Annotated in this window: 15 protein-coding genes; 7 read left to right on the top strand and 8 right to left on the bottom strand. The window is 71.4% G+C overall.

Annotated elements, in window-relative coordinates; genetic code table 11:
- Positions 1–17: 17 nt before the first annotated feature.
- A complete protein-coding gene (valS, locus tag DEI85_RS05100) occupies positions 18–2,615 on the bottom strand; it encodes a valine--tRNA ligase (RefSeq protein ID WP_258376256.1) in 2,598 nt (865 codons plus the stop codon).
- Between the two features lie 286 nt (positions 2,616–2,901).
- Between valS and proP the strand changes: the two genes are divergently transcribed.
- Positions 2,902–4,467, top strand: coding sequence for a glycine betaine/L-proline transporter ProP (gene proP, locus DEI85_RS05105; protein ID WP_258369813.1), 1,566 nt, complete (start codon positions 2,902–2,904; stop codon positions 4,465–4,467).
- Between the two features lie 68 nt (positions 4,468–4,535).
- On the opposite strand, the gene DEI85_RS05110 is transcribed toward proP, so the two are convergent.
- From DEI85_RS05110 to DEI85_RS05125, 4 genes are read right to left on the bottom strand one after another with little or no spacing between them, the layout of a single operon-like run.
- The gene (locus DEI85_RS05110) at positions 4,536–6,158 is read right to left on the bottom strand and encodes an ABC transporter ATP-binding protein (protein WP_110859215.1); all 1,623 of its coding nucleotides are present in this window, start codon (positions 6,156–6,158) and stop codon (positions 4,536–4,538) included.
- Positions 6,155–7,054 (bottom strand): ABC transporter permease, encoded by a 900-nt coding sequence (locus DEI85_RS05115; RefSeq protein WP_110859216.1) that lies wholly within the window; start codon positions 7,052–7,054, stop codon positions 6,155–6,157. The genes DEI85_RS05110 and DEI85_RS05115 overlap by 4 nt, the downstream gene beginning before the upstream one ends.
- Positions 7,051–8,046: an ABC transporter permease gene (locus tag DEI85_RS05120; protein WP_110859217.1), complete on the bottom strand. Its 996-nt coding sequence runs from the start codon at positions 8,044–8,046 to the stop codon at positions 7,051–7,053. The genes DEI85_RS05115 and DEI85_RS05120 overlap by 4 nt, the downstream gene beginning before the upstream one ends.
- 5 nt (positions 8,047–8,051) lie before the next feature.
- Positions 8,052–9,671, bottom strand: a complete 1,620-nt coding sequence (locus tag DEI85_RS05125) for an ABC transporter substrate-binding protein (protein ID WP_111123088.1) — start codon at positions 9,669–9,671, stop codon at positions 8,052–8,054.
- Between the two features lie 32 nt (positions 9,672–9,703).
- On the opposite strand from DEI85_RS05125, the gene DEI85_RS05130 reads away from it, so the two are divergent.
- Complete coding sequence (locus DEI85_RS05130) at positions 9,704–10,303, top strand: acyl-CoA-like ligand-binding transcription factor (RefSeq protein WP_111123089.1); 600 nt, start codon at positions 9,704–9,706, stop codon at positions 10,301–10,303.
- Positions 10,304–10,746: 443 nt separating this feature from the next.
- On the opposite strand, the gene DEI85_RS05135 is transcribed toward DEI85_RS05130, so the two are convergent.
- Positions 10,747–11,769, bottom strand: coding sequence for a cation diffusion facilitator family transporter (locus DEI85_RS05135; RefSeq protein WP_111123090.1), 1,023 nt, complete (start codon positions 11,767–11,769; stop codon positions 10,747–10,749).
- A gap of 244 nt (positions 11,770–12,013) precedes the next feature.
- Here DEI85_RS05135 and ileS point away from each other — a divergent pair, with 244 nt between their 5' ends.
- From ileS to DEI85_RS05160, 5 genes are read left to right on the top strand one after another with little or no spacing between them, the layout of a single operon-like run.
- On the top strand, positions 12,014–15,271 hold the full coding sequence (gene ileS / locus DEI85_RS05140; protein WP_111123091.1) for an isoleucine--tRNA ligase: 3,258 nt from the start codon (positions 12,014–12,016) through the stop codon (positions 15,269–15,271).
- On the top strand, positions 15,268–16,821 hold the full coding sequence (locus tag DEI85_RS05145; protein WP_181436301.1) for a bifunctional folylpolyglutamate synthase/dihydrofolate synthase: 1,554 nt from the start codon (positions 15,268–15,270) through the stop codon (positions 16,819–16,821). Before ileS ends, DEI85_RS05145 begins: the two co-directional genes overlap by 4 nt.
- A complete protein-coding gene (locus DEI85_RS05150) occupies positions 16,818–17,234 on the top strand; it encodes a DUF4233 domain-containing protein (protein WP_111123092.1) in 417 nt (138 codons plus the stop codon). The genes DEI85_RS05145 and DEI85_RS05150 overlap by 4 nt, the downstream gene beginning before the upstream one ends.
- 35 nt (positions 17,235–17,269) lie before the next feature.
- A complete protein-coding gene (gene ndk, locus DEI85_RS05155) occupies positions 17,270–17,689 on the top strand; it encodes a nucleoside-diphosphate kinase (RefSeq protein ID WP_017885984.1) in 420 nt (139 codons plus the stop codon).
- A gap of 14 nt (positions 17,690–17,703) precedes the next feature.
- The gene (locus DEI85_RS05160; protein WP_111057898.1) at positions 17,704–18,552 is read left to right on the top strand and encodes a DsbA family protein; all 849 of its coding nucleotides are present in this window, start codon (positions 17,704–17,706) and stop codon (positions 18,550–18,552) included.
- A gap of 117 nt (positions 18,553–18,669) precedes the next feature.
- Here DEI85_RS05160 and DEI85_RS05165 read toward each other — a convergent pair whose 3' ends face one another.
- Both DEI85_RS05165 and DEI85_RS05170 read right to left on the bottom strand, forming a co-directional pair.
- Positions 18,670–19,533, bottom strand: coding sequence for a DsbA family protein (locus DEI85_RS05165; RefSeq protein ID WP_111123093.1), 864 nt, complete (start codon positions 19,531–19,533; stop codon positions 18,670–18,672).
- A 31-nt stretch (positions 19,534–19,564) separates the two neighbouring features.
- Positions 19,565–20,167, bottom strand: coding sequence for a vitamin K epoxide reductase family protein (locus DEI85_RS05170; RefSeq protein WP_258376257.1), 603 nt, complete (start codon positions 20,165–20,167; stop codon positions 19,565–19,567).
- Positions 20,168–20,484: the final 317 nt, after the last annotated feature.

A 20,484-nucleotide genomic window follows, 5' to 3' on the forward strand; every position in this document is an offset into this window, starting at 1 on the left:
ATGCGTCGTGCGCGAGCCTACGACGCCGGCTGCTCCGCGAGCTCGATCTCGGTGACGGCGAGCTCGTCGCCGTCGACGAACGACAGGTTCTCGATCCGGCCCACGGCCGCCAGGTCCACCGCTGCGCGCTCGATGAGCACCCGCGTCTCGGCGGGTGCCGCGACGACCGCACGTGTTACGGGCGTCTTCTGGGACGCCTTCGCCGCCGTCTTCGCACCGCGGATGCCGATGAGCGCCTGTCCGACGGCCGCGAGCAGCCCGGTGGGGGCCGTGTCGGTCGGCAGGTCGGCCGCGGTCGGCCAGGAGGCCCGGTGCACGCTGGTGTCGTGGGTCCAGGCCCACACCTCTTCCGTCGCGTACGGGAGGAACGGTGCCAGCAGCCGGAGCAGCACGTCGATCGCGCCGCGCAGCGCCAGGACCGCACTCGCCTGCGTCTCGTGCGTCGCGTCGGACGCGGTGCCGTAGGCGCGCTCCTTCACGAGCTCCAGGTAGTCGTCGCAGAACGTCCAGAAGAAGCGCTCGGTGATCTCGAGGGCACGGGCGTGGTCGAAGCCGTCGAACGCCGCGGTGGCCTGCTCGACGACCGCGCCGAGCTCGGCGAGCATGTCGACGTCGAGTGCCTCGGTGACGCTGGTGGCGCCCTCGGGCAGCGGGAAGCCGTAGACGAACTTCGCCGCGTTGAGCACCTTGATCGCCAGACGGCGGCCCACCTTGATCTGCTTCGGGTTCTGCGGGTCGAACGCCGCGTCGGTGCCGAGCTTCGACGAGGCCGCCCAGTAGCGGACCGCGTCGGCGCCGTGCTGCTCGAGGATGGACAGCGGCGTGACGACGTTGCCCTTCGACTTCGACATCTTCTTGCGGTCGGGGTCGACGATGAAGCCGGAGATCGAGGCGTGCTTCCACGGGACCACGTCGGCCTCGAGCTGGCTGCGGAGCACGGTGGTGAACAGCCAGGTGCGGATGATGTCCTGCGCCTGGGGGCGGACGTCGTACGGGTACACCAGGTCGTAGAGCGCCGGGTCGGTCTCCCACTTGCCCGCGAGCTGCGGGGTGAGCGACGAGGTGGCCCAGGTGTCCATGACGTCGAGCTCGCCCTGGAACCCGCCGGGCACGCCGCGCTGGTCCTCGGCGAAGCCGGGGGCGGGCTCGGAGGCCGGGTCGACGGGCAGCTGCGCCTCGGTCGGCACGATCGGCTGGTCGAACACCGGGTTGCCGTCGGCGTCGAGCGGGTACCAGACCGGCAGCGGCACGCCGAAGAAGCGCTGGCGCGAGATGAGCCAGTCGCCGGAGAGGCCACCGACCCAGTTGTCGTAGCGGACGCGCATGAAGTCCGGGTGGAACGCGATCTCCTCGCCGCGCTGGCGCAGCGTGCTCTTCAGCTGCTCGTCGCGCGCACCGTTCACGATGTACCACTGGCGGGTCGACACGATCTCGAGGGGCTTGTCGCCCTTCTCGAAGAACTTCACCGGGTGCTGGATGGTCTTGACGTCACCGATCAGCTCGCCGGACTCGGTCAGGGCGTCGACGACGACCTTCTTGGCCGAGAACACGGTCTTGCCGGCCATCTCGGCGTAGAGCTCCCGGCCCGTCGCCGACTCGATCCAGGCGGGCTCGTCGGAACGCACGCGGCCGTCGAAGCCGATGATCGCGCGGTTCGGCAGCTGCAGCTCGCGCCACCACACGACGTCGGTGGTGTCACCGAAGGTGCAGACCATCGCGATTCCGGCGCCCTTGTCCTTCTGCGCCAGGTGGTGTGCCAGCACCGGGACCTCGACGTCGAACAGGGGGGAGCGGACCGTGGTGCCGAAGAGGTCCTGGAACCGCTCGTCGTCCGGGTGTGCCACCAGGGCGACGCAGGCGGGCAGGAGCTCCGGGCGGGTGGTCTGGATGACGACGTCGTCGCCGCCGTCGGTGCGGTGGAAGGCGATGCCGTGGTACGCGCCGGGCATCTCCTTGTCCTCGAGCTCGGCCTGCGCGACCGCGGTGCGGAACGTGACGTCCCACAGGGTCGGGGCGTCGGCCTGGTAGGCCTCGCCACGCTCGAGGTTGCGCAGGAACGCGCGCTGGGCGCTGGCCCGCGAGGTGTCGTCGATGGTGCGGTACGACTGGGTCCAGTCGACCGACAGGCCGAGCGTGCGGAAGAGCTCCTCGAACTGCTGCTCGTCCTGCACGGTCAGGCGCTCGCACAGCTCGATGAAGTTGCGGCGCGACACGGGCAGCTGGTCGGCGGCCTTCGAGGACTTGCCGTCCCCGCCCTCGAACGGCGGCGTGAACTCGGGGTCGTACGGCAGGGTCGGGTCGCAGCGGACCCCGTAGTAGTTCTGCACGCGACGCTCGGTGGGCAGGCCGTTGTCGTCCCAGCCCATCGGGTAGAACACGTGCTTGCCGCGCATGCGCTCGAACCGGGCCTTGAGGTCGGTGTGCGTGTACGAGAACACGTGGCCGATGTGCAGCGAGCCGGAGGCGGTGGGCGGCGGGGTGTCGATCGACCACACGGCGTCGCGGTGACCGGCGGCGTCGCGGTCGAAGCGGTAGGTGCCGTCCTGTTCCCAGACGGGCCCCCAGACCTGCTCCAGTCCGTCGACGCTCGGCTTCTCGGGCATGGGCTTGGTCATGGTGCACCTTCCGTCCGTGTGTGCGGCACCGAGTCCGTGATGAGGTGCCTGAGTGTTCCGCGCCTGACGCGCGGTGCCCCAATCGTAGCGGCCGCGCACGGGCGCGCAGCCGGACGACGGGCGGCTCGCGGCCATCGCCGATCGGCGCCTAGCACACCGAACTGTCGGACACGCCCGGAGCCTGCTAGTCTTCCTGGGTTTGTCCGGCGAGCGCAGGGTTCGCAGGAGCTGCAACGTCGCCGTCCGCCGGACGCCCGAAGGAAGCACCGCACCCCGGAGGAACGACTTGGCACCGAACAACGCACCCCACCAGCACGGCGATCGGCCGTTGCGCACGAAGGGCGCCGCGAAGCGCGCTCGTCGCGATCTGACGAAGGACGACGTCACCGTCGTCGAGGAGTCGCTGCTCAAGCGTGCCGTCGCGGCTGCCGCGCTCGGCAACGCCATGGAGTGGTTCGACTTCGGCATCTTCGCGTACCTGACGGTCACCATCTCGCAGGTGTTCCTGCCGCAGGGCGACCCGGCGGCGAACATCGTCGCCACGTTCGGCTTCTTCGCCGCCGCGTTCATCGTGCGCCCGATCGGCGGTGCCGTGTTCGGCCCGATCGGCGACAAGATCGGCCGCCAGAAGGTCCTCGCGCTGACGATGATCCTGATGGCCGCCGGCACGCTCATGATCGGCCTGATCCCGTCGTACGACACGATCGGCTTCTGGGCCCCGGTCCTGCTGCTCGTCGCCCGCTTCGTGCAGGGCTTCTCGACCGGTGGTGAGTACGGCGGCGCCGCGACCTTCATCGCCGAGTACTCGCCCGACAAGCGCCGCGGCTTCATGGGCTCGTGGCTCGAGTTCGGCACCCTCGCCGGCTACGTGCTCGGCGCCTCGATCGTCACCGGCCTGCAGTTCGGCCTGTCCGAGGACGCCCTGCTCAGCTGGGGCTGGCGCATCCCGTTCATCATCGCGGGGCCCCTCGGCCTGATCGGCCTCTACCTGCGTCTCAAGCTCGAGGAGACCCCGGCGTTCCAGAAGCAGCAGGAGCAGGCCGCCGAGCGCGAGGGCCAGAAGACCCCGTTCCTCAAGCTCTTCGCCGAGAACTGGCGCTCGCTCATCATCTGCATCGGCCTGGTCCTGGTCTTCAACGTGACCGACTACATGCTGCTGTCGTACATGCCGACCTACCTCGAGCAGAACCTCGGCCAGAACGCCACGTTCGGCCTGATCCTCATCGTCATCGTGATGCTGCTCATGATGGTCGTCATCACCTTCGGTGGCCGACTGTCCGACAGGTTCGGGCGCCGTCCGGTGCTCGCCGCCGGCTGCATCGGCTTCATCCTGCTGTCCTGGCCGGCCCTCAAGCTGGTCCAGACCGGCACCGGCGTCGGCGTCTTCGCCGGCCTGCTGATCCTCGGCGTCGTGCTGGTCACGTTCACCTCGACCATGCCGTCGACGTTGCCCGCGCTGTTCCCGACGATCATCCGCTACGGCGCCCTGGCGATCGCGTTCAACGTGTCGGTGTCGCTCTTCGGCGGGACCACCCCGCTCGCGACCGCCGCGCTCATCAACGCCGCGAAGGACGCCGGGTACGGCTGGGCCGAGGACATCCCCGCGTTCTACCTGATGCTCGCCGCCGTGATCGGCCTGGTCGCGGTGTACTTCACCAAGGAGACCGCCGCGAGCCCGCTCATGGGCTCCGGCCCGACGGTCGGCTCCGAGGACGAGATCGCCGGCGTCATCGAGGACTACAACGACCCGACGTCGGAGCTCGCGAAGTCCGACTGGGCGAAGGACTTCTCGACGAGCGAGATCCCGATCATCTCGGCCGACGCGGCGCAGAAGGAACCCTCCGGTTCCTGACCACGGGGCCGCGGTGACGTCACGCGCGCAGCGACAGTCCACGGGCGCGAGCGCGCGTGGACTGTCGCTCAGCCCGTGAGGTCGGTGGCGGACCCGTCGGCGGCGGGGCCCGCTGCCAGCCGCTCGGCGGCGTGCAGCAGCCGTGTGGTCACCGGGTGGGCGGGGTGCGCGAAGACCTCGGCGGCCGGTCCGTGCTCGACGACCGCGCCGCGGTGCACCACGAGGACGTCGTCCGCCATCCGACGGACCGCTCGCAGGTCGTGCGACACGAACACCATCGCCACCCCGGTCTCGTCGCGGAGCCGTTCGAGCAGCCGCAGCACGGCGTCCTGCACCGTGGCGTCGAGGGCGGTCACCGGCTCGTCGAGCACGATCACCTCGGGGTCGGTCGCCAGGGCGCGGGCGATCGCGAGCCGCTGCCGTTGCCCGCCGGACAGGGTGCGGGGGGAGCGGGACCGCAGCACGGGGTCGAGGTCGACCTGCCGCAGTGCCGCGTCGACCCGTTCGCCGAGCGCATCGCGAGCCCGCCGTTCGTCACCGCGCGAGAACGCGTCGGCGAGGACCCGCTCCACGCTCCACCGTTCGTCGAACGTCGCGCCGGGGTCCTGCACGACGGCCGCGAGCCGGTGCCGTCGTGGGCGTCGCTCGCGCTCGGGCAGCGGGACCCAGGGCTCGTCGTCGAGCGTCACCGTGCCGGCGTCGGGCGTCTCGAGCCCGAGGAGCATCCGCGCCAGCGTCGTCTTGCCCGAGCCCGAGGCGCCGATCACCCCGAGCACCCGTCCCCGCTCGAGCCCGAACGACACGTCGTCGACCGCGAGCAGCTCGCCGTACCCCCGCGAGAGTCCCTGCGCCGCGAGCACCCCCCTCGCACCGTGCGAGGTCGGCTCCGAACCGTGCGAGGGCGGAACGGCAGCGGGCGCCGCCGCAGCACCGGCCGCGCGCACCAGCGCCCGGGTCGCGGGGTGCGTCGGTGCCGCGAAGACCTCGGCGACCGCGCCCTCCTCGACGATCCGGCCCTCGTGCACGACGGCGACCCGGTCGGCCCACCCCGCGACGAGCCCCAGGTCGTGCGTGATGACGAGCAGTCCGGCGCCCCGTGTCTGCGCCGCCCGCAGCTGCTCCATCACGGTGACGGCGACCCCGGCGTCGAGCGCGGTCGTCGGTTCGTCGGCGACCAGCAGCGCGGGGGACCCGACGGTGGCCGCGGCGATGAGGGCCCGCTGTCGCATCCCGCCCGACAGCGTTCCGGCGAGCCGACCGTCGGTCGCGATGTCCGGGTCGAGGCCCACCGCGGTCAGGGCGTCGCGCACGGCGTCCACGCGCTCGGCCGCACGCATCTCGGTGTGCAGGCGGAGGCTGTCGGCGACCTCGCGCCCGACGGGGCGCAGCGGGTCCAACGCGCCCAGGGCCTCCTGGCCGACGTAGCCGACCCGTGATCCCCGCAGCCGGCGCCACCGCCGGTCCGTGTACCCGTCGACGTCGACACCGTCGACCGCGAACACGTCGGCCTGCACGGCGGCGCCGGGCACGGACAGGCCGAGCACGGCGCGGGCGGTGACGGTCTTGCCGGAGCCGGACGCCCCGACCAGGGCGACGCACTCGCCGGCGTCGACGCGCAGGTCGACACCGTGCAGGATCGGGGTGCCACCGATGGCGACGGTGAGCCCGCGGACGTCGAGGACGGCGCTCACCGCGTGGCCCCGGTCCGTCGGATCGCCCGGCCGAGCACGGTGACGGCGGTCGCGAGCACCACGATCGCGAGTCCGGGGAAGGTGCTCATCCACGGCGCGGTCTGCAGGTAGGTGCGACCGTCGGCGAGCATCGCGCCCCACTCCGGCGCGGGCGGGGGCGTGCCGACGCCGAGGTAGCTCAGCGCCGAGGCCCACACGACCGCCTGCCCGACGCCGAGCGTGGCGACGGCGACGACGGGCCAGAGCGCCGTCGGCAGCACGTGCCGGACCACGGTGCGGGCGGGGGAGCGGCCGAGCAGCACCGCCGTCTCGACCACCTGCGAACTCCGGGCGGTCCGGACCAGGCCGCGCACGATCCGGGCGTAGCCGGGAGCGGTCGCGAACCCGACCGCGAGCACCGCCGGCACCGGACCCGGACCGGTCACGGCGATGACGACCAGGGCGACGAGCAGCAGCGGCAGGGCGAACGCGACCTCGGTGACGCGGCCGATGACGGCGTCGAGCAGGCGTCCGGGTCGTCCGGCCCCGGCACCGAGTCCGGCGACGACGCCGAGCAGGACGCCCACGCCGCCGCCGATCAGGGTCGCGGCGACGCCGACGACGAGCGATGCCCGGGTCCCCGCGACCACCCGTGCCAGGACGTCGCGGCCGGACTCGTCGGTGCCGAACGGGTGCGCGCCGCTGGGCGCAGCCAGGGCGTCTGCGGGGTGCACCGCGAGCGGGTCCCCGCCGCCGAGCAGGGCGGGCCACGCCGCCGCCACGACGGCGACCAGGACGACCACCCCCGCGGCGATGCCGCCGGCGCCGAGCGTCCCCCCACGGACGCGCTCGGTGCCGGCGGCGGTCTGGTGGCCGGGCGCTCCGGTCTGGAGGCCCGGGTCGGCGATCCCGCTCACCGCGCGCCCGCCGGACGGCCGGGTCCACGGCGTCGCGCGTCGCCAGGGCGGGAGGTCGCGTTCCGTGCGGTGCTGCGCGGGTCGACGGCACGCTCGACCAGGTCGGCCACGGCGAGTACGACGACGTACGCTGCCGCCGACACCATCGCGATGCCGGCGACGAGCGGCATGTCCCGCTGGGTGACGGCGGTGACGAGGGCACGGCCGATGCCGGGCAGGGCGAACACGGACTCGACGACCACGGCTCCGGAGACGAGCGACCCGAAGGCCCACGCGGACAGCGCGATCCCGGGCAGCGCTGCGTGCCGGAGCAGGTGGCGTCCGAACAGTCCGACGCGGGTCTCGCCCCGGCCCCGGGCGGCGAGTGCGAAGGCCGAGCGCTGCGCGTCGACCACGCCGTCGCGCACGGTCTCGGCCAGGTACCCGGCGACCGGCACGGCCACGGTCAGCACCGGGAGCACCCACCCGCGCGCGGTGCCGTCACTGACCGCCGGCACCCACCCCAGGGAAGTGGCGAACACCACGATGAGCACGCTGCCGAGCCAGAAGTGCGGCATCACGCTCGCGGTGACGCTCAGGGCGCTGGTGAGCCCGGCGGCGATCCGGCCGCGCTGCGTCGAGGCCCACGCGGCGATGATCGCCAGCACCCAGGCGACGACGAGGCCGGCGACCGCGAGCGTCAGCGTGACGGGCAGCTGCTGGGCGAGGAGCGTCGCGACCGGGGTGCGGAAGGCGTACGAGTCCCCGAGCTGGCCGGTCACCAGGCGTCCGAGGAACACCGCGTACTGCACCAGGACCGGCTGGTCGAGGCCGTACTCGTGGCGGACCTGGGCGACGGCCTCGGCCGAGGCCTGCGAGCCCGGTCCGCCGAGGATCGCGAGCGCCGGGTCACCGGGGATGAGCCGGATCGCGACGAAGACGATCGTCGCGACGGCCCAGAGCACGCCGATGCCCCCGGCGAGCCGCCGGACGGCCCACCAGACCCATCGCATCCGGGTCAGCGGTCGATCCAGGCGGTGCCGAACCAGGGCGTCGAGACCGGGGTCGTCTGGATGCCGTGCACGGCCGAGCGCACCAGGAAGTGGTTCTGCTGGTCGTACAGGGGGAGCACCGTGCCGCTCGCCAGGATCGCTTTCTGGGCCTGCTCGTACAGGTCGGCGCGCTCGTCGGCGTCCGAGGTGCGGGCGGCCCGCTCGAGCAGCCGGTCGAGCGCGGGGTCGTCGAGCTGGGCGAGGTTCGCGAAGTAGCCGGACGGTGCCGGTTCGATGCTCGCGCTCTCGTACAGGATGCGCAGGACGTCGGGGCCGACCTTCGTGTACGGGGCGCTGACGAGGTCGTACTCGTTCGCTGCGAGGGCGGCGTACCAGCTGGACAGGTCGAGTTCGTCGAGCACGACCTTGAACCCGACGGCCTTCTCGGACGCCTGGATCTGCTGGAACAGGCTGCGCTCGGCCGGCACCGACTGGTTCGTCGAGACGGGGAACGTCACGGTGAGCTGCTGGCCGTCCTTCTCGCGGATGCCGTCCGAGCCGACCTTCCACCCGGCGTCGTCGAGGAGCTGCTTCGCCTTGGACGGAGAGTGGTCGAACCGGCTCTTCTCCGAGTACGCGAGCGGCTCAGCGCTCGAGAGCACCGAGTACGAGCGCTTCGCGGTGCCGAGGAACAGCGACTGCAGGCCGGGGTCGATCTCGGCACCGGCGATGAAGGCCTGGCGCACCGCTTCGTCGCGGAAGACCCCGTGACCGGAGTTCAGCTCGAGCCGGTTCGAGGCACCGGGGCGCGGGGCGTCGAGGTCGCGGATCGCTCCCTTCGCCGACGCGGCCTTGAGCTGGTCGGGCTGGGCGTTGTCGATCACGTCGACCTGGCCGGACTGCAGCGCGGCGTAGCGCGAGGTCGAGTCCGGCAGGAACCGCCACGTGATGCCGGACAGGCGCGGCTTCGTCGCCCCCCAGTAGTCGGTGTTCTTCGTCAGGGTGACGCGGTCGCCGTGCTTCCAGCCGGTGACCCGGAACGGGCCGGTGCCGACGGGGGACTCGCAGTTCGTCGCCTGCTCGCGCTCGAGCGCCTTCGGGGACTCCATGCCCACCCAGGGCTGCGAGAAGGACTCGAGCAGCGCGCTGTCCGGCCGGCTCAGCGTCAGCGTGACGGTGTGCTCGTCCGTGGCGGTCGCCTTCGTGATGGACTGCAGTGCCAGGTAGCCGGTGCTCGAGGCGGTGGCCGGGTCCTGCACGTGCTCGATGTTCGCCACGACCGCAGCGGCGTCGAACGGGGTGCCGTCGGTGAAGGAGACGTCGTCACGCAGGGTGAACGCCAGGGTCTTCCCGTCGTCGCTCGTGGTCCACTTCGTCGCGAGCTCGGGTGTCGGCTTGCCGTCCTCGAGCCCGACGAGCTCCTCGATGTACTGCGTCGCCAGGAGCGCCTGCGGGTAGTTGCCGCCGACGTGCGGGTCGAGGCAGGTCGGTTCGGCGTCGCCTGAGGCGTAGGTGAGCGTGCCGCCCGCAACCGGGGTGCTGCTCCCGGTGCTCGTGCCCGGCCCGCTGCAGGCAGCCAGGACGAGCAGGACCGCCGAGGCGCCCGCGACTGCGGTGAGGGTTTTCTGTACTGAGTCCAAGATCATGGCGGATCGAGTCTAGCGGTTTACTGGGGCCCATGGACGAACCGATCCGCCGCGGTGGCCGCCCCCGACGATCGAGCGCCGAGGTGCTCGCGGACGCCGCTGCCGAGCTCTTCCTCGAGCAGGGGTACGGACGCACCACGGTCGACCAGATCGCCGCCCGCGCCGGGGTCAGCCGCGCGACGTTCTTCAACTACTTCCCGGCGAAGGCCGACGTGATGTGGCTCGAGCTCGACGCCGCCGTCGCCGGCCTGCCCGGGTACCTCGCAGCGTCGACCGAGCCGAGCGTCGTCCGGGCCGTCGAGCAGGCGCTCCTCGCCGCAGCCCGTGCCCACGACCCCGAGCGGGTTCCGTGGGCCGTCGCGCAGGCCGAGGTGATGGGCATCGGGCCCGAGCTGGTGGCGGGCGTCGCGGTCCGGGTGACGGCGCAGCACGAGGCCGTCGCCGCCTTCGTCGCGGGCCGCACGGGGGAGCAGTCGCGCTCGCTCTGGCCGCAGACGGTGTCCGGCGCGATGCTCGGGGCCGCCGCCGCTGCGTTCGGGGTGTGGGCCACCGACGGGGTCGGCCGCCGTGCGCTCGTCGAGTACGTCGCGGCGGCGCTCACCCCGGTGGTCGCGGGCCTCGACGCCCGCTGACACGCCGGCGTCTCGCCGCGACGAGACGCGATCGTGTAGCGCGAAAGTCCTGACGCAAGACGCCGTCGTGTCGGCACCACGCCCCGTTCCCCGCGAGACGCCGCCGAATTCGGCGGCGTCTCGCGCACGTGGCGGCGTCTCGCGGTGACGCCGGCGTGATGCGCAGACGCCGGCGTGGTGCGGTGGGCGCAGCCGGTGGCGGGCCGGGAGGCTCGTTGCGGGCTGGTGCCGCGCCTCCAGTCCGGTGGTGGGCCGCGTTCTCGTGCGCGCAACACGCCGGCGTCCTCGCAAGACGCCGCGCAACTCGCGAGACGCCGCCACGTTCGGCGGTGTGTTGGCGACCTGGCGGCGTCAGCGGAACACGACGGCGTTTCTCGGACAAGCCACGACCCTCCCGACCGCCCGAAGGTCGCCCGACACCCACCCGTCCGGCCTCGGACGCGTCACTCCGTGCGCAGGGTCCCCGCGCCACCGGACGCCACGTCCGAAGCCGTGCCGTCCCGGACGACCTCGGGCACGTCGCCGTCGGTCGGCACCAGCGACTCGTCGCCCGGGTAGCTCAGGGTGAGGACGGCCTCCTCGATGTACGGGCTGTCCTCGAGCGACTTCTCCACGTCACGCAACCGCACCGCCACGTGCTCCTCGGTCTCGTTGCCCGTCAGGTCGACGGCCGCGACGAGGTACACCCGCGACGGCCCCACGAACTCCAGGTGCAGGTAGGTGACCCGCTCGACCTGCGGCCGGCCCAGCAGCTCGACGAGCACCGCGTTCTCGAGCTCGGGGGACGTGCTCTCGCCGAGCAGGAACCGGCGGTTGCGGTCGATCAGGACGATCGCGACGACCCCCAGCAGCACACCGATCGCGATGGAGCCGAGCGCGTCGAAGACCGCCAGCCCGGTGACCTGGTGCAGGAACACCCCGAGGAACGCCACGACCAGGCCGATCAGCGCCGCCGCGTCCTCGGCGAACACCGCACGGAGCGTCGGGTTCGACGACTGCAGCACGTGCCGCAGCACCGGGACCTTGCGCTTGGTCGCGGCACCGTGCGCCTGCCGGTAGGCCTGCAGGAAGCTCGTGCCTTCGAGCAGGAACGCGACCCCGAGCACGACGTAGTTGAGCACGACGTCCTCGGCCGGCCCGGTGTCCCCGAACTCCGAGATGCCGTGGTAGATCGAGACGATCGCACCGGCCGTGAACAGGCCGAACGCGGCGAACATCGACCAGATGTAGGTCTCGCGTCCGTACCCGAGCGGGTGCGCGGTGTCCCGCTTCTTGCCGCCGCGTCGTTCCGCGACGAGCAGGAACACCTCGTTGCCGGTGTCCGCCCAGGAGTGCGCCGCTTCGGCCACCATCGAGGCCGAACCCGAGACGAGCGAGGCGATCGTCTTCGCGATCGCGACGAGCAGGTTCGCCCCGAACGCGATCAGGACGGTGACGAGTGACTCGGGGCGTTCTTCTGCGGGCATCACTCAAGCATGCTCCCGTCCGGTAAAGTCGTGTTCCAAGAGCGTCGATCCGGCCATCACCGGGGAGCTTCCGGAAGAACGCGGAGCGCATCAGCGCCTCCGTCAGTAGAACCGGGCGGGTTCGGGACCGTCACCACCCCCGACACAGAGTGGTCGCACAGCGCACGTTGGGCGGCAAACGAGGTGGTACCGCGGAACCTGCTTCCGTCCTCGTGGAGATCGAGCGAACCCACAAGGAGTCCCGGTGCCGTACCCGTTGAACGCCGATGCCGATGGCGTCGTCCCCTCGCCGAGCTTCCCCGCCGTCGAGCGGGGCATCCTCGCCTTCTGGAAGCGCGACGACACGTTCCAGGCGTCCATCGACGCGCGACAGGGCTGCCCGGAGTGGACCTTCTACGACGGCCCGCCCTTCGCCAACGGCCTGCCGCACTACGGGCACCTGCTGACGGGCTACGCCAAGGACGTCTTCCCGCGCTACCAGACCATGCGCGGCAAGCAGGTGCACCGCCGCTTCGGCTGGGACACCCACGGCCTGCCCGCCGAGCTCGAGGCGATGCGCCAGCTCGGCATCACCGAGAAGCACGAGATCGACGCCATGGGCATCGACGTCTTCAACGCCGCCGCCAAGAAGTCCGTGCTGCAGTACACCGACGAGTGGCAGGAGTACGTCACCCGCCAGGCGCGCTGGGTCGACTTCGAGGACGACTACAAGACCCTCGACGTCACCTTCATGGAGAGCGTGCTCTGGGCGTGGAAGCAGCTCTGGGACAAGGGCCTGGCGTACGAGGGCTTCCGGGTCCTGCCGTACTGCTGGAACGACCAGACGCCGCTCTCCAACCACGAGCTGCGCATGGACGACGACGTCTACAAGATGCGCCAGGACCAGTCCGTCACGGTCTCGTTCCCGCTGCACGGCGACCGCGCTTCCGCGCTCGACCTGACCGGTGTGCGTGCGCTCGCCTGGACGACGACCCCCTGGACCCTCCCGACGAACGCCGCCCTCGCGGTCGGCCCGGACATCGCGTACGCGGTCGTCCCGGCGGGCCCTGGAGGCGCGGCTGACGGTGGCGAAGCGGGTTCCGCCTCGTACCTCCTCGCGTCCGACACCGTGGCCGCGCACGCGAAGGAGCTCGGCTACGCCTCGGGCGACGAGGCGCTCGCCGCCGTCGCGCTCACGCTGACGGGCGCCGAGCTCGATGGCGTCGAGTACGAGCGCCTGTTCGACTTCCTGGCCGAGCAGGAGGGGTACGACAACGCCTGGCGCATCCTGGTCGCCGAGTACGTCGAGACCGGGGAGGGCACCGGCATCGTCCACCAGGCCCCGGCCTACGGTGCCGACGACCAAGAGGTCTGCGCAGCAGCCGGCATCCCCGTCGTGCTGTCGCTGGACGAGGGCGGCGTCTTCACGTCCCAGTTCGGCGAGGTCGCCGGGATGCTCTGGTCGGACGCGAACAAGCCGCTGACGAAGGCCGTCCGCGACGCCGGGCGACTGCTCCGCCAGGCGTCCTACGAGCACAGCTACCCGCACTGCTGGCGGTGCCGGAAGCCCCTCATCTACAAGGCCGTCTCGTCGTGGTTCGTCCGCGTCACCGAACTCCGCGACCGCATGGGCCAGCTCAACCAGGACATCAACTGGGTGCCGGACAACGTCAAGGACGGCCAGTTCGGCAAGTGGGTCGGCAACGCCATCGACTGGTCGGTCTCGCGCAACCGCTACTTCGGCACGCCGATCCCGGTGTGGCAGTCCGACGACCCCGAGTACCCGCGCACCGACGTGTACGGCTCGCTCGCCGACATCGAGCGCGACTTCGGCCGCCTGCCGGTGAACGCCGAGGGCGAGGTCGACCTGCACCGCCCGTTCATCGACGATCTGACGCGGCCGAACCCCGACGACCCCACGGGCAACTCGACGATGCGCCGGATCACCGACGTGTTCGACGTGTGGTTCGACTCCGGGTCGATGCCGTACGCCCAGGTGCACTACCCGTTCGAGAACCGGGAGTGGTTCGAGTCGCACAGCCCGGCCGACTTCATCGTCGAGTACATCGGGCAGACGCGCGGCTGGTTCTACGTCATGCACGTGCTCTCCACCGCGCTGTTCGACCGTCCGGCGTTCCGGAACGTCATCAGCCACGGCATCGTCCTCGGCTCGGACGGCCAGAAGATGTCGAAGTCGCTCCGGAACTACCCGGACGTCTCCGAGGTCTTCGACCGCGACGGCGCCGACGCCATGCGCTGGTTCCTGATGTCCTCGTCGGTGATCCGCGGCGGCAACCTCGTCGTCACGGAAGAGGGCATCCGCCAGGGTGTCCGCGAGTTCATGCTGCCGCTGTGGTCGACGTACTACTTCTTCACCCTGTACGCGAACGCCTCGGGTCCCGACGGGTACCGGGCCCAGCGCCGGACCGACTCGACCGACGTGCTCGACCGGTACCTGCTCGCGAAGACCCGGGTCCTCGTCACCGACGTCCGGACGCACCTCGACGCGCTCGACACCCCGCTCGCTGCCCAGGCCGTCCGCGACTTCGCCGACGTGCTGACGAACTGGTACGTCCGCCGCTCGCGCGACAAGTTCTGGACCGGGGCCGACGCGGATGCCGGCGCCGAGACCCGTGCGGCGTTCGACACGCTGTACACCGTGCTCGAGACCCTGACCCGGGTCGCCGCCCCGCTCGCGCCGCTCGTCACCGAGGAGATCTGGAAGGGCCTGACCGGCGGGCGCAGCGTCCACCTGACGGACTTCCCGGACCCCGACGAGTTCCCCGCCGACGACGCCCTCGTCGACGCGATGGACCGTGTGCGCGACGTCGCCTCGAAGGGCTTGGCGCTCCGCAAGGCCACCGGCAAGCGCGTCCGGCTGCCCCTCGCCACGCTGACCCTGGTGGTGCCGGACCCGGCGGCGGTCGAACCGTTCGCCGACATCCTGCGCGACGAGCTCAACGTGAAGCGCGTCGTGCTCGAGGAGCAGGCCGAGGAGTCGCTGGCGCAGTACGGCATCGAGCGGAAGCTCACCGTGAACGCCCGCGTCGCCGGCCCCCGCATCGGCAAGCAGGTGCAGCAGGTGATCCCGGCAGCCAAGAAGGGCGACTGGACCGCGACCGACTCCGGCGTGACCGTCGGCGGCGTCGACCTGATCGAGGGCGAGTACTCGCTCGACCTCACCGTGGCCGACGCCTCGGTGGCCGTGGCGTTCCTCGACGAGGGCGGCTTCGTGGTGCTCGACACCGTGACCACGCCCGAACTCGAGGCCGAGGGGCTCGCCCGCGACGTCGTCCGCGCCGTCCAGCAGGCCCGCCGCGACGCCGACCTCGACGTCAGCGACCGCATCGCCCTGACCCTCCGGGTGGACGACACGGCCGACGGCGCGGTCCGCGCGCACCAGGAGCTCATCGCGGGGGAGACCCTCGCGACGAGCGTCGAGATCGAGCCCCTCGGGGCGGACGACACCACCACCGACGTCGGTGACGGTGCGAAGGTATCCGTGGAGGTAGCACGCGCATGAGTGACGACGACCAGTACGACGGCCACGAGGCGAACGAGGAGTTCGTCGGACACGACGAGTTCGACGGCCGCGACGAGGACGGCATCCGGATCCCGGTCGGCCCCTCCGGAGACGCTCCAGCCGACGCCGTGCCCTACGGGGGCGACGACGACGAGGTCCGCCGCGTCGAGGCCGCCCTGTACGCCCGCATCGGTGAACAGGCCCCCGAGCGCCGGCTGACCGCCACCCGCCGCGCCGTCGAGCTGCTCGGCGACCCGCACCTGGCGTACCCGGTGATCCACGTGACGGGCACGAACGGCAAGACGTCGACCGCGCGCACCATCGAGAGCATCGTCCGGGCCCACGGTCTGCGCACCGGCCTGATGACGAGCCCGCACCTGGTGTCGATCCGGGAACGCATCGTGATCGACGGTCAGCCGATCGCGGCGGACCGGTTCGTCGAGAACTGGGACGACATCGCCCCGGTGCTCGAGATCACCGACCGCGAGCTCGCCGACAAGGGCGAACTCCCGCTGACCTTCTTCGAGGCGCTCACCGTGCTCGCCCTGGCGTGCTTCGCCGAGGCGCCGGTGGACGTCGCCGTGATCGAGGTCGGCATGGGCGGCGAGTGGGACTCCACCAACGTCGTGCAGAGCCAGGTGTCGGTGTTCACGCCGATCGCCATCGACCACGCGAAGCAGCTCGGTGCCACGGTGGCCGAGATCGCCCGCACCAAGTCGGGCATCGTCAAGCCGTCGTCCGCCGTGGTGTCGAGCCGGCAGGTCCCCGAGGCCCTCGCCGAACTCGAGCGCGCCGCCGAACTCACCGAGTCCACGCTGGCCGTCGAGGGCGCCGTGGGCCCCTTCGAGCCGGTACCTGACCGTCGCGAAGCGGCGGGCAGGCCGAGCTCGCAGGGATTCAGCGTCGTCGACGTCACCCCGGCCGTGGGCGGACAGCTCATCACCGTGCAGGGCATCGCCGGCCGCTACGACGACCTGTTCCTGCCGCTGTTCGGCCGGCACCAGGCCGAGAACGCCGCCGTGGCGATCGCGGCGGTCGAGTCGTTCCTCGGCCGCGGGGCCCAGGCCCTCGACGAGGACGTCCTGTCCGAGGGCATCGCCGGCACGACGAGCCCCGGTCGCCTGCAGCCCATCGCGACCGACCCGACCGTCGTCGTCGACGCCGCGCACAACCCGCACGGTGCGAAGGCCCTGGCCGAGGCGCTGCCGGTCGCGTTCCCGTCCGAGCACGTCGTCGGCGTCGTCGGGATCCTCGGAGACAAGGACGCCCGCGGGTTCGTCCGCGCGCTCAAGGACACCGTCGCCACGTTCGTCGTGACGCAGCCGCCGGGGGAGCGAGCGCTCGACGCGGACGAGTTCGCCCGGGTCGTCGTCGACGAGGTCGGCGAGGACCGCGTCGTCGTCGAGCCGTCCCTGGCGTCCGCACTGCAGGAAGCGCGCAGCCTGGCCGACGAGGCGGACGCCGAGGACGCCCTCGTGCTCGTCGCGGGCTCCATCGTGATGGTGGGCGCGGTCATGGACCTCGTGCACCGCGAAGGCGAGGCGAAGTGACGGACGCACCAGGGGCCTCCCGGCCGGGCCGCGCACCGCGCACCCGGAAGCCGCGCCGCGAACGCGGGGCGCAGGAGAGCCTGCTCTCGATCACCCTGGTGCTCGAGGCGATCATGTTCTTCTTCCCCATGCTCGTCGTGTTCGGCAAGGGCACGCTTCCGCCCGCAGCGGCCTTCGGCGGCGGCATCGGCGCGATCATCGTCCTCGCAGCTGCCTCACGTCTGACGGGCAACCCGGCCGGTGTATGGTTCGGGTGGCTGCTGCAGGCGGCCATCCTCGCCACCGGGTTCATCGAACCGTTCATGTTCGCGGTCGCCGTGGTGTTCCTGGCGCTGTGGGTCTTCTGCTTCGTCAAGGGCGGTCAACTGGACCGCCAGAACGCCGCGCGCCGAGCGGCCATGGGCGAGGACTGACCACCACATTCGACCCCGAACACAGGGAGTACTGCGTGTCCGACTTCGAAGAGACCCTCGTCCTCGTCAAGCCCGACGGCGTCGCCCGCCAGCTGACCGGTGAGATCCTCCGCCGGATCGAGGCGAAGGGCTACGAGCTCGTCGACCTGAAGATGCTCACCGCACCGCGCGACCTGCTCGACGCGCACTACGAGGAGCACCAGGGCAAGCCGTTCTTCGAGCCGCTCGTCGAGTTCATGCAGTCCGGTCCGGTCGTCGCCGTCCGCGTCGCCGGAAACGGTGCGATCGCGGGCTTCCGCTCGCTCGCCGGCACCACCGACCCGACCTCGGCCGCGCCCGGCACCATCCGTGGTGACCTCGGCCGCGACTGGGGCCTCAAGGTGCAGCAGAACCTGGTCCACGGTTCGGACAGCCCCGAGTCGGCCGCGCGCGAGCTCGCGCTCTGGTTCGCCTGAGCGGCGGGCACGACGTGACGAACAACGACCGACCCACCAAGAACGAGCGGCGTCAGCACGCCCGAGAGGTCGCACGCCAGCGAGCCGACGCCGAGAAGCGCCGCAAGCGCCGCAACAAGTGGTTCCTGCAGGGCGGCATCGGCCTGGGCATCGTGGCGATCGCCGCGATCATCGCGATCGTCGTGGTGAACGTGAACAACGCGCCCGTGGTGTCCGCAGCGGGGCCGAAGAACATGGCCACCGGGGCCATCCAGTTCACCGGCCAGGACGGCAAGGTCACCCCGGTGACCACGCCGGCCGTCTCCGCGACGGGCTCGGCCTCGCCGGTCCCCACAGCGAACAGCGACGGTGCCGTGACGGTCACCGAGTACGTCGACTGGGCCTGCCCGGTCTGCAAGCAGTTCGAGGCGGCCTACTCCGACCAGATCCTCGACAAGGTGAAGTCGGGCGACGCGACCCTGGCGATCCAGCCGGTGTCGATCCTCGACCGCAGCTACGCGGGCTCCCGCTACGCCAGCCGTGCCGCGAACGCCGCCATGTGCGTGGCGAACTACGCGCCGGACAAGTTCCTCGACGTGCAGACGCAGTTCTTCGAGAACCAGCCGGCCGAGGGCACCAAGGGCCTGACCAACTCCGAGATCGCGAAGCTCGTCAAGGCGGGCGGCGCGACCGGTTCGGACCTGTCCGAGTGCCTGTCGTCCGAGCAGTTCAAGGGCTGGGTGACGAAGTCCACGCAGGCCGTCACCACGAACGAGGCGCTCGCGGGCACGCAGGGCTTCGGCACGCCGACGATCGTCGTCGACGGCAAGCGCCTGGACGACCTGAGCACCGTCATCACCGCGATCGACGCCGCGGCGAAGTAACACTCCCCGAACGACCGACGGCCCTCGCTCCCATCCGGGAGCGGGGGCCGTTCGTCGTGCGGCGGGCGGGCGGGCGGGCGGTCGCACGGCGAGGACGCGGCGGGACGGTGCGCGCGGCTAGGACGCCCTGCCGTGCTTCCGGACGAAGGCCGCGAACGCGTCGACGTCAGCGAGGGACGCCGCGCCGTCCGCGTTGTACTGCTCGCCGTCGACGATGATCGTCGGCGTGCTCGTGATCCCGTCGAGCGACGAGTTCGGCACCGGGTCGTTCATCGCCCGGTTGGTCGCGTCGGCGACCCACCCGGCGAAGTCCTGCCGGGTGATGCACGGTGTCACGGCCGGGTCCGTCGCCCCCGCTCCGCGCGCGAGGGACGCCAGCTCGTCGTTCGTGAGTCCGCGCGTGCTCTCCGAGGGCTGGTGTTCGTACAGCGAGCTGTTGAACGCCAGGAACGCGTCCGGGTCGTGGTCCGCCACGCAGGCGGCAGCCGCAGCCGAGCGGGTGGAGTACCGGGATCCGAGCGACACGCGGTCGAGCAGCCCGAGCGGATGCAGCTCGAGGGTCGCGGTGCCGTCCTCGACCCACTGCCGGATCCGGGACATCTGGGCCGTCTCGAACTGGTTGCAGTACGGGCACATGTAGTCCGCGTAGATCGTGATCGCGGTCTCGGAGCCGTCCTGCTCGGTCGGCGTCGGGGTCCCGCCGTCGGGCACCGCCCGCGTCTCGACGGGCACGATCCTGCCGTTGACCCCGGTGAGCAGGACGCCGTCGCTCGCCGTGTTGCGCGGCCCCGGACCGGCGGGCTGCACGGAGTTCGCGATCACCAGGACCACCACCGCGATCACCGCGAGGCCGCCGACGATGATCCCGCTGATGCCGAGTGTGCGGAGGCGGCGTCGGCGCGACTGCTCCGCCGCCCGTGCCGCTCGCGCGCGTTCACGTGCGGCGTCCCGGCGCGCCCTGCTGCTCTCGTTCTCGTTCATCGATCCCGAGCGTAGGGGCAGCGGGGACGGCTCAGAAGCTGGTGAGGACCGCGGGGAACTTGATGATGATCGTGACGATGATGACCAGGTAGTTCGCCAGCGCGAACGCCCAGCTGAAGGGCAGGAGCGACCGCCCGACACGCTGCGCTCCGGCGCCGAAGCGACCCTGGGCGGCGTTCCAGATCGTGAACACCCAGAACATCGGGATGGTCATCGACCAGACGAGCATGCACCACGGGCACAGGGCACCGATGACGAAGACGGTCTGCGTGAACAGCCAGGTCACGAACACCCACGCCAGGAAGACACCGGCGTTGAACGCGATCCAGAACCAGCGCGAACCGTTCCGGAACCCGGCGAGCAGCAGCACGGCGACGGCGATCGGCGCGACGAACCCCATGACGCCGAGCAGCGGGTTCGGGAACCCGAACAGGTGCCCCTGCCAGCTGGCCATCACGTCGGAGCAGTTGATGAAGGGGTTCACGTCACAGCTCAGGACGGCCTTCGGGTTCTGGTACTTCGTGAACTCGTCCAGGACGAGCCGGAACGAGCCGAACAGGCCGACGATCCCGGTGACGAGCAGGAAGACCGCCATCGCGATCGGACGACGGGGGGCAGGTGCAGACGCGGTCACGCGGTCATCATCGCATGCGGGTTCCGGTGCTTTCGGGGTGTGGCATGCGATAATGCCTGGAGGTCGTGCGGCCAACCGCACACCGAAGAGAGCTTTCCGAGTGACGCCCCACCGGGCTGAACCCGGACGATCCGGTGCGGTGAGAGCGCACTGTGGTCGGGACAGCGTCACTCCGACGCCGAGCCGACCCGGGCCGGGTGCCCGGACCGGAACGGGCGCGGACGCAAGCGAAGTTGACGCAGACCGGTCACGAGACAGCGAGCGCGGGGGCGTCGACGCCGCCCGCCACAACTACAGAATTCCCGCCGCCCGAAAGG

It is taken from the genome of Curtobacterium sp. MCBD17_026 (assembly GCF_003234895.2).
Taxonomy (GTDB): domain Bacteria; phylum Actinomycetota; class Actinomycetes; order Actinomycetales; family Microbacteriaceae; genus Curtobacterium; species Curtobacterium flaccumfaciens.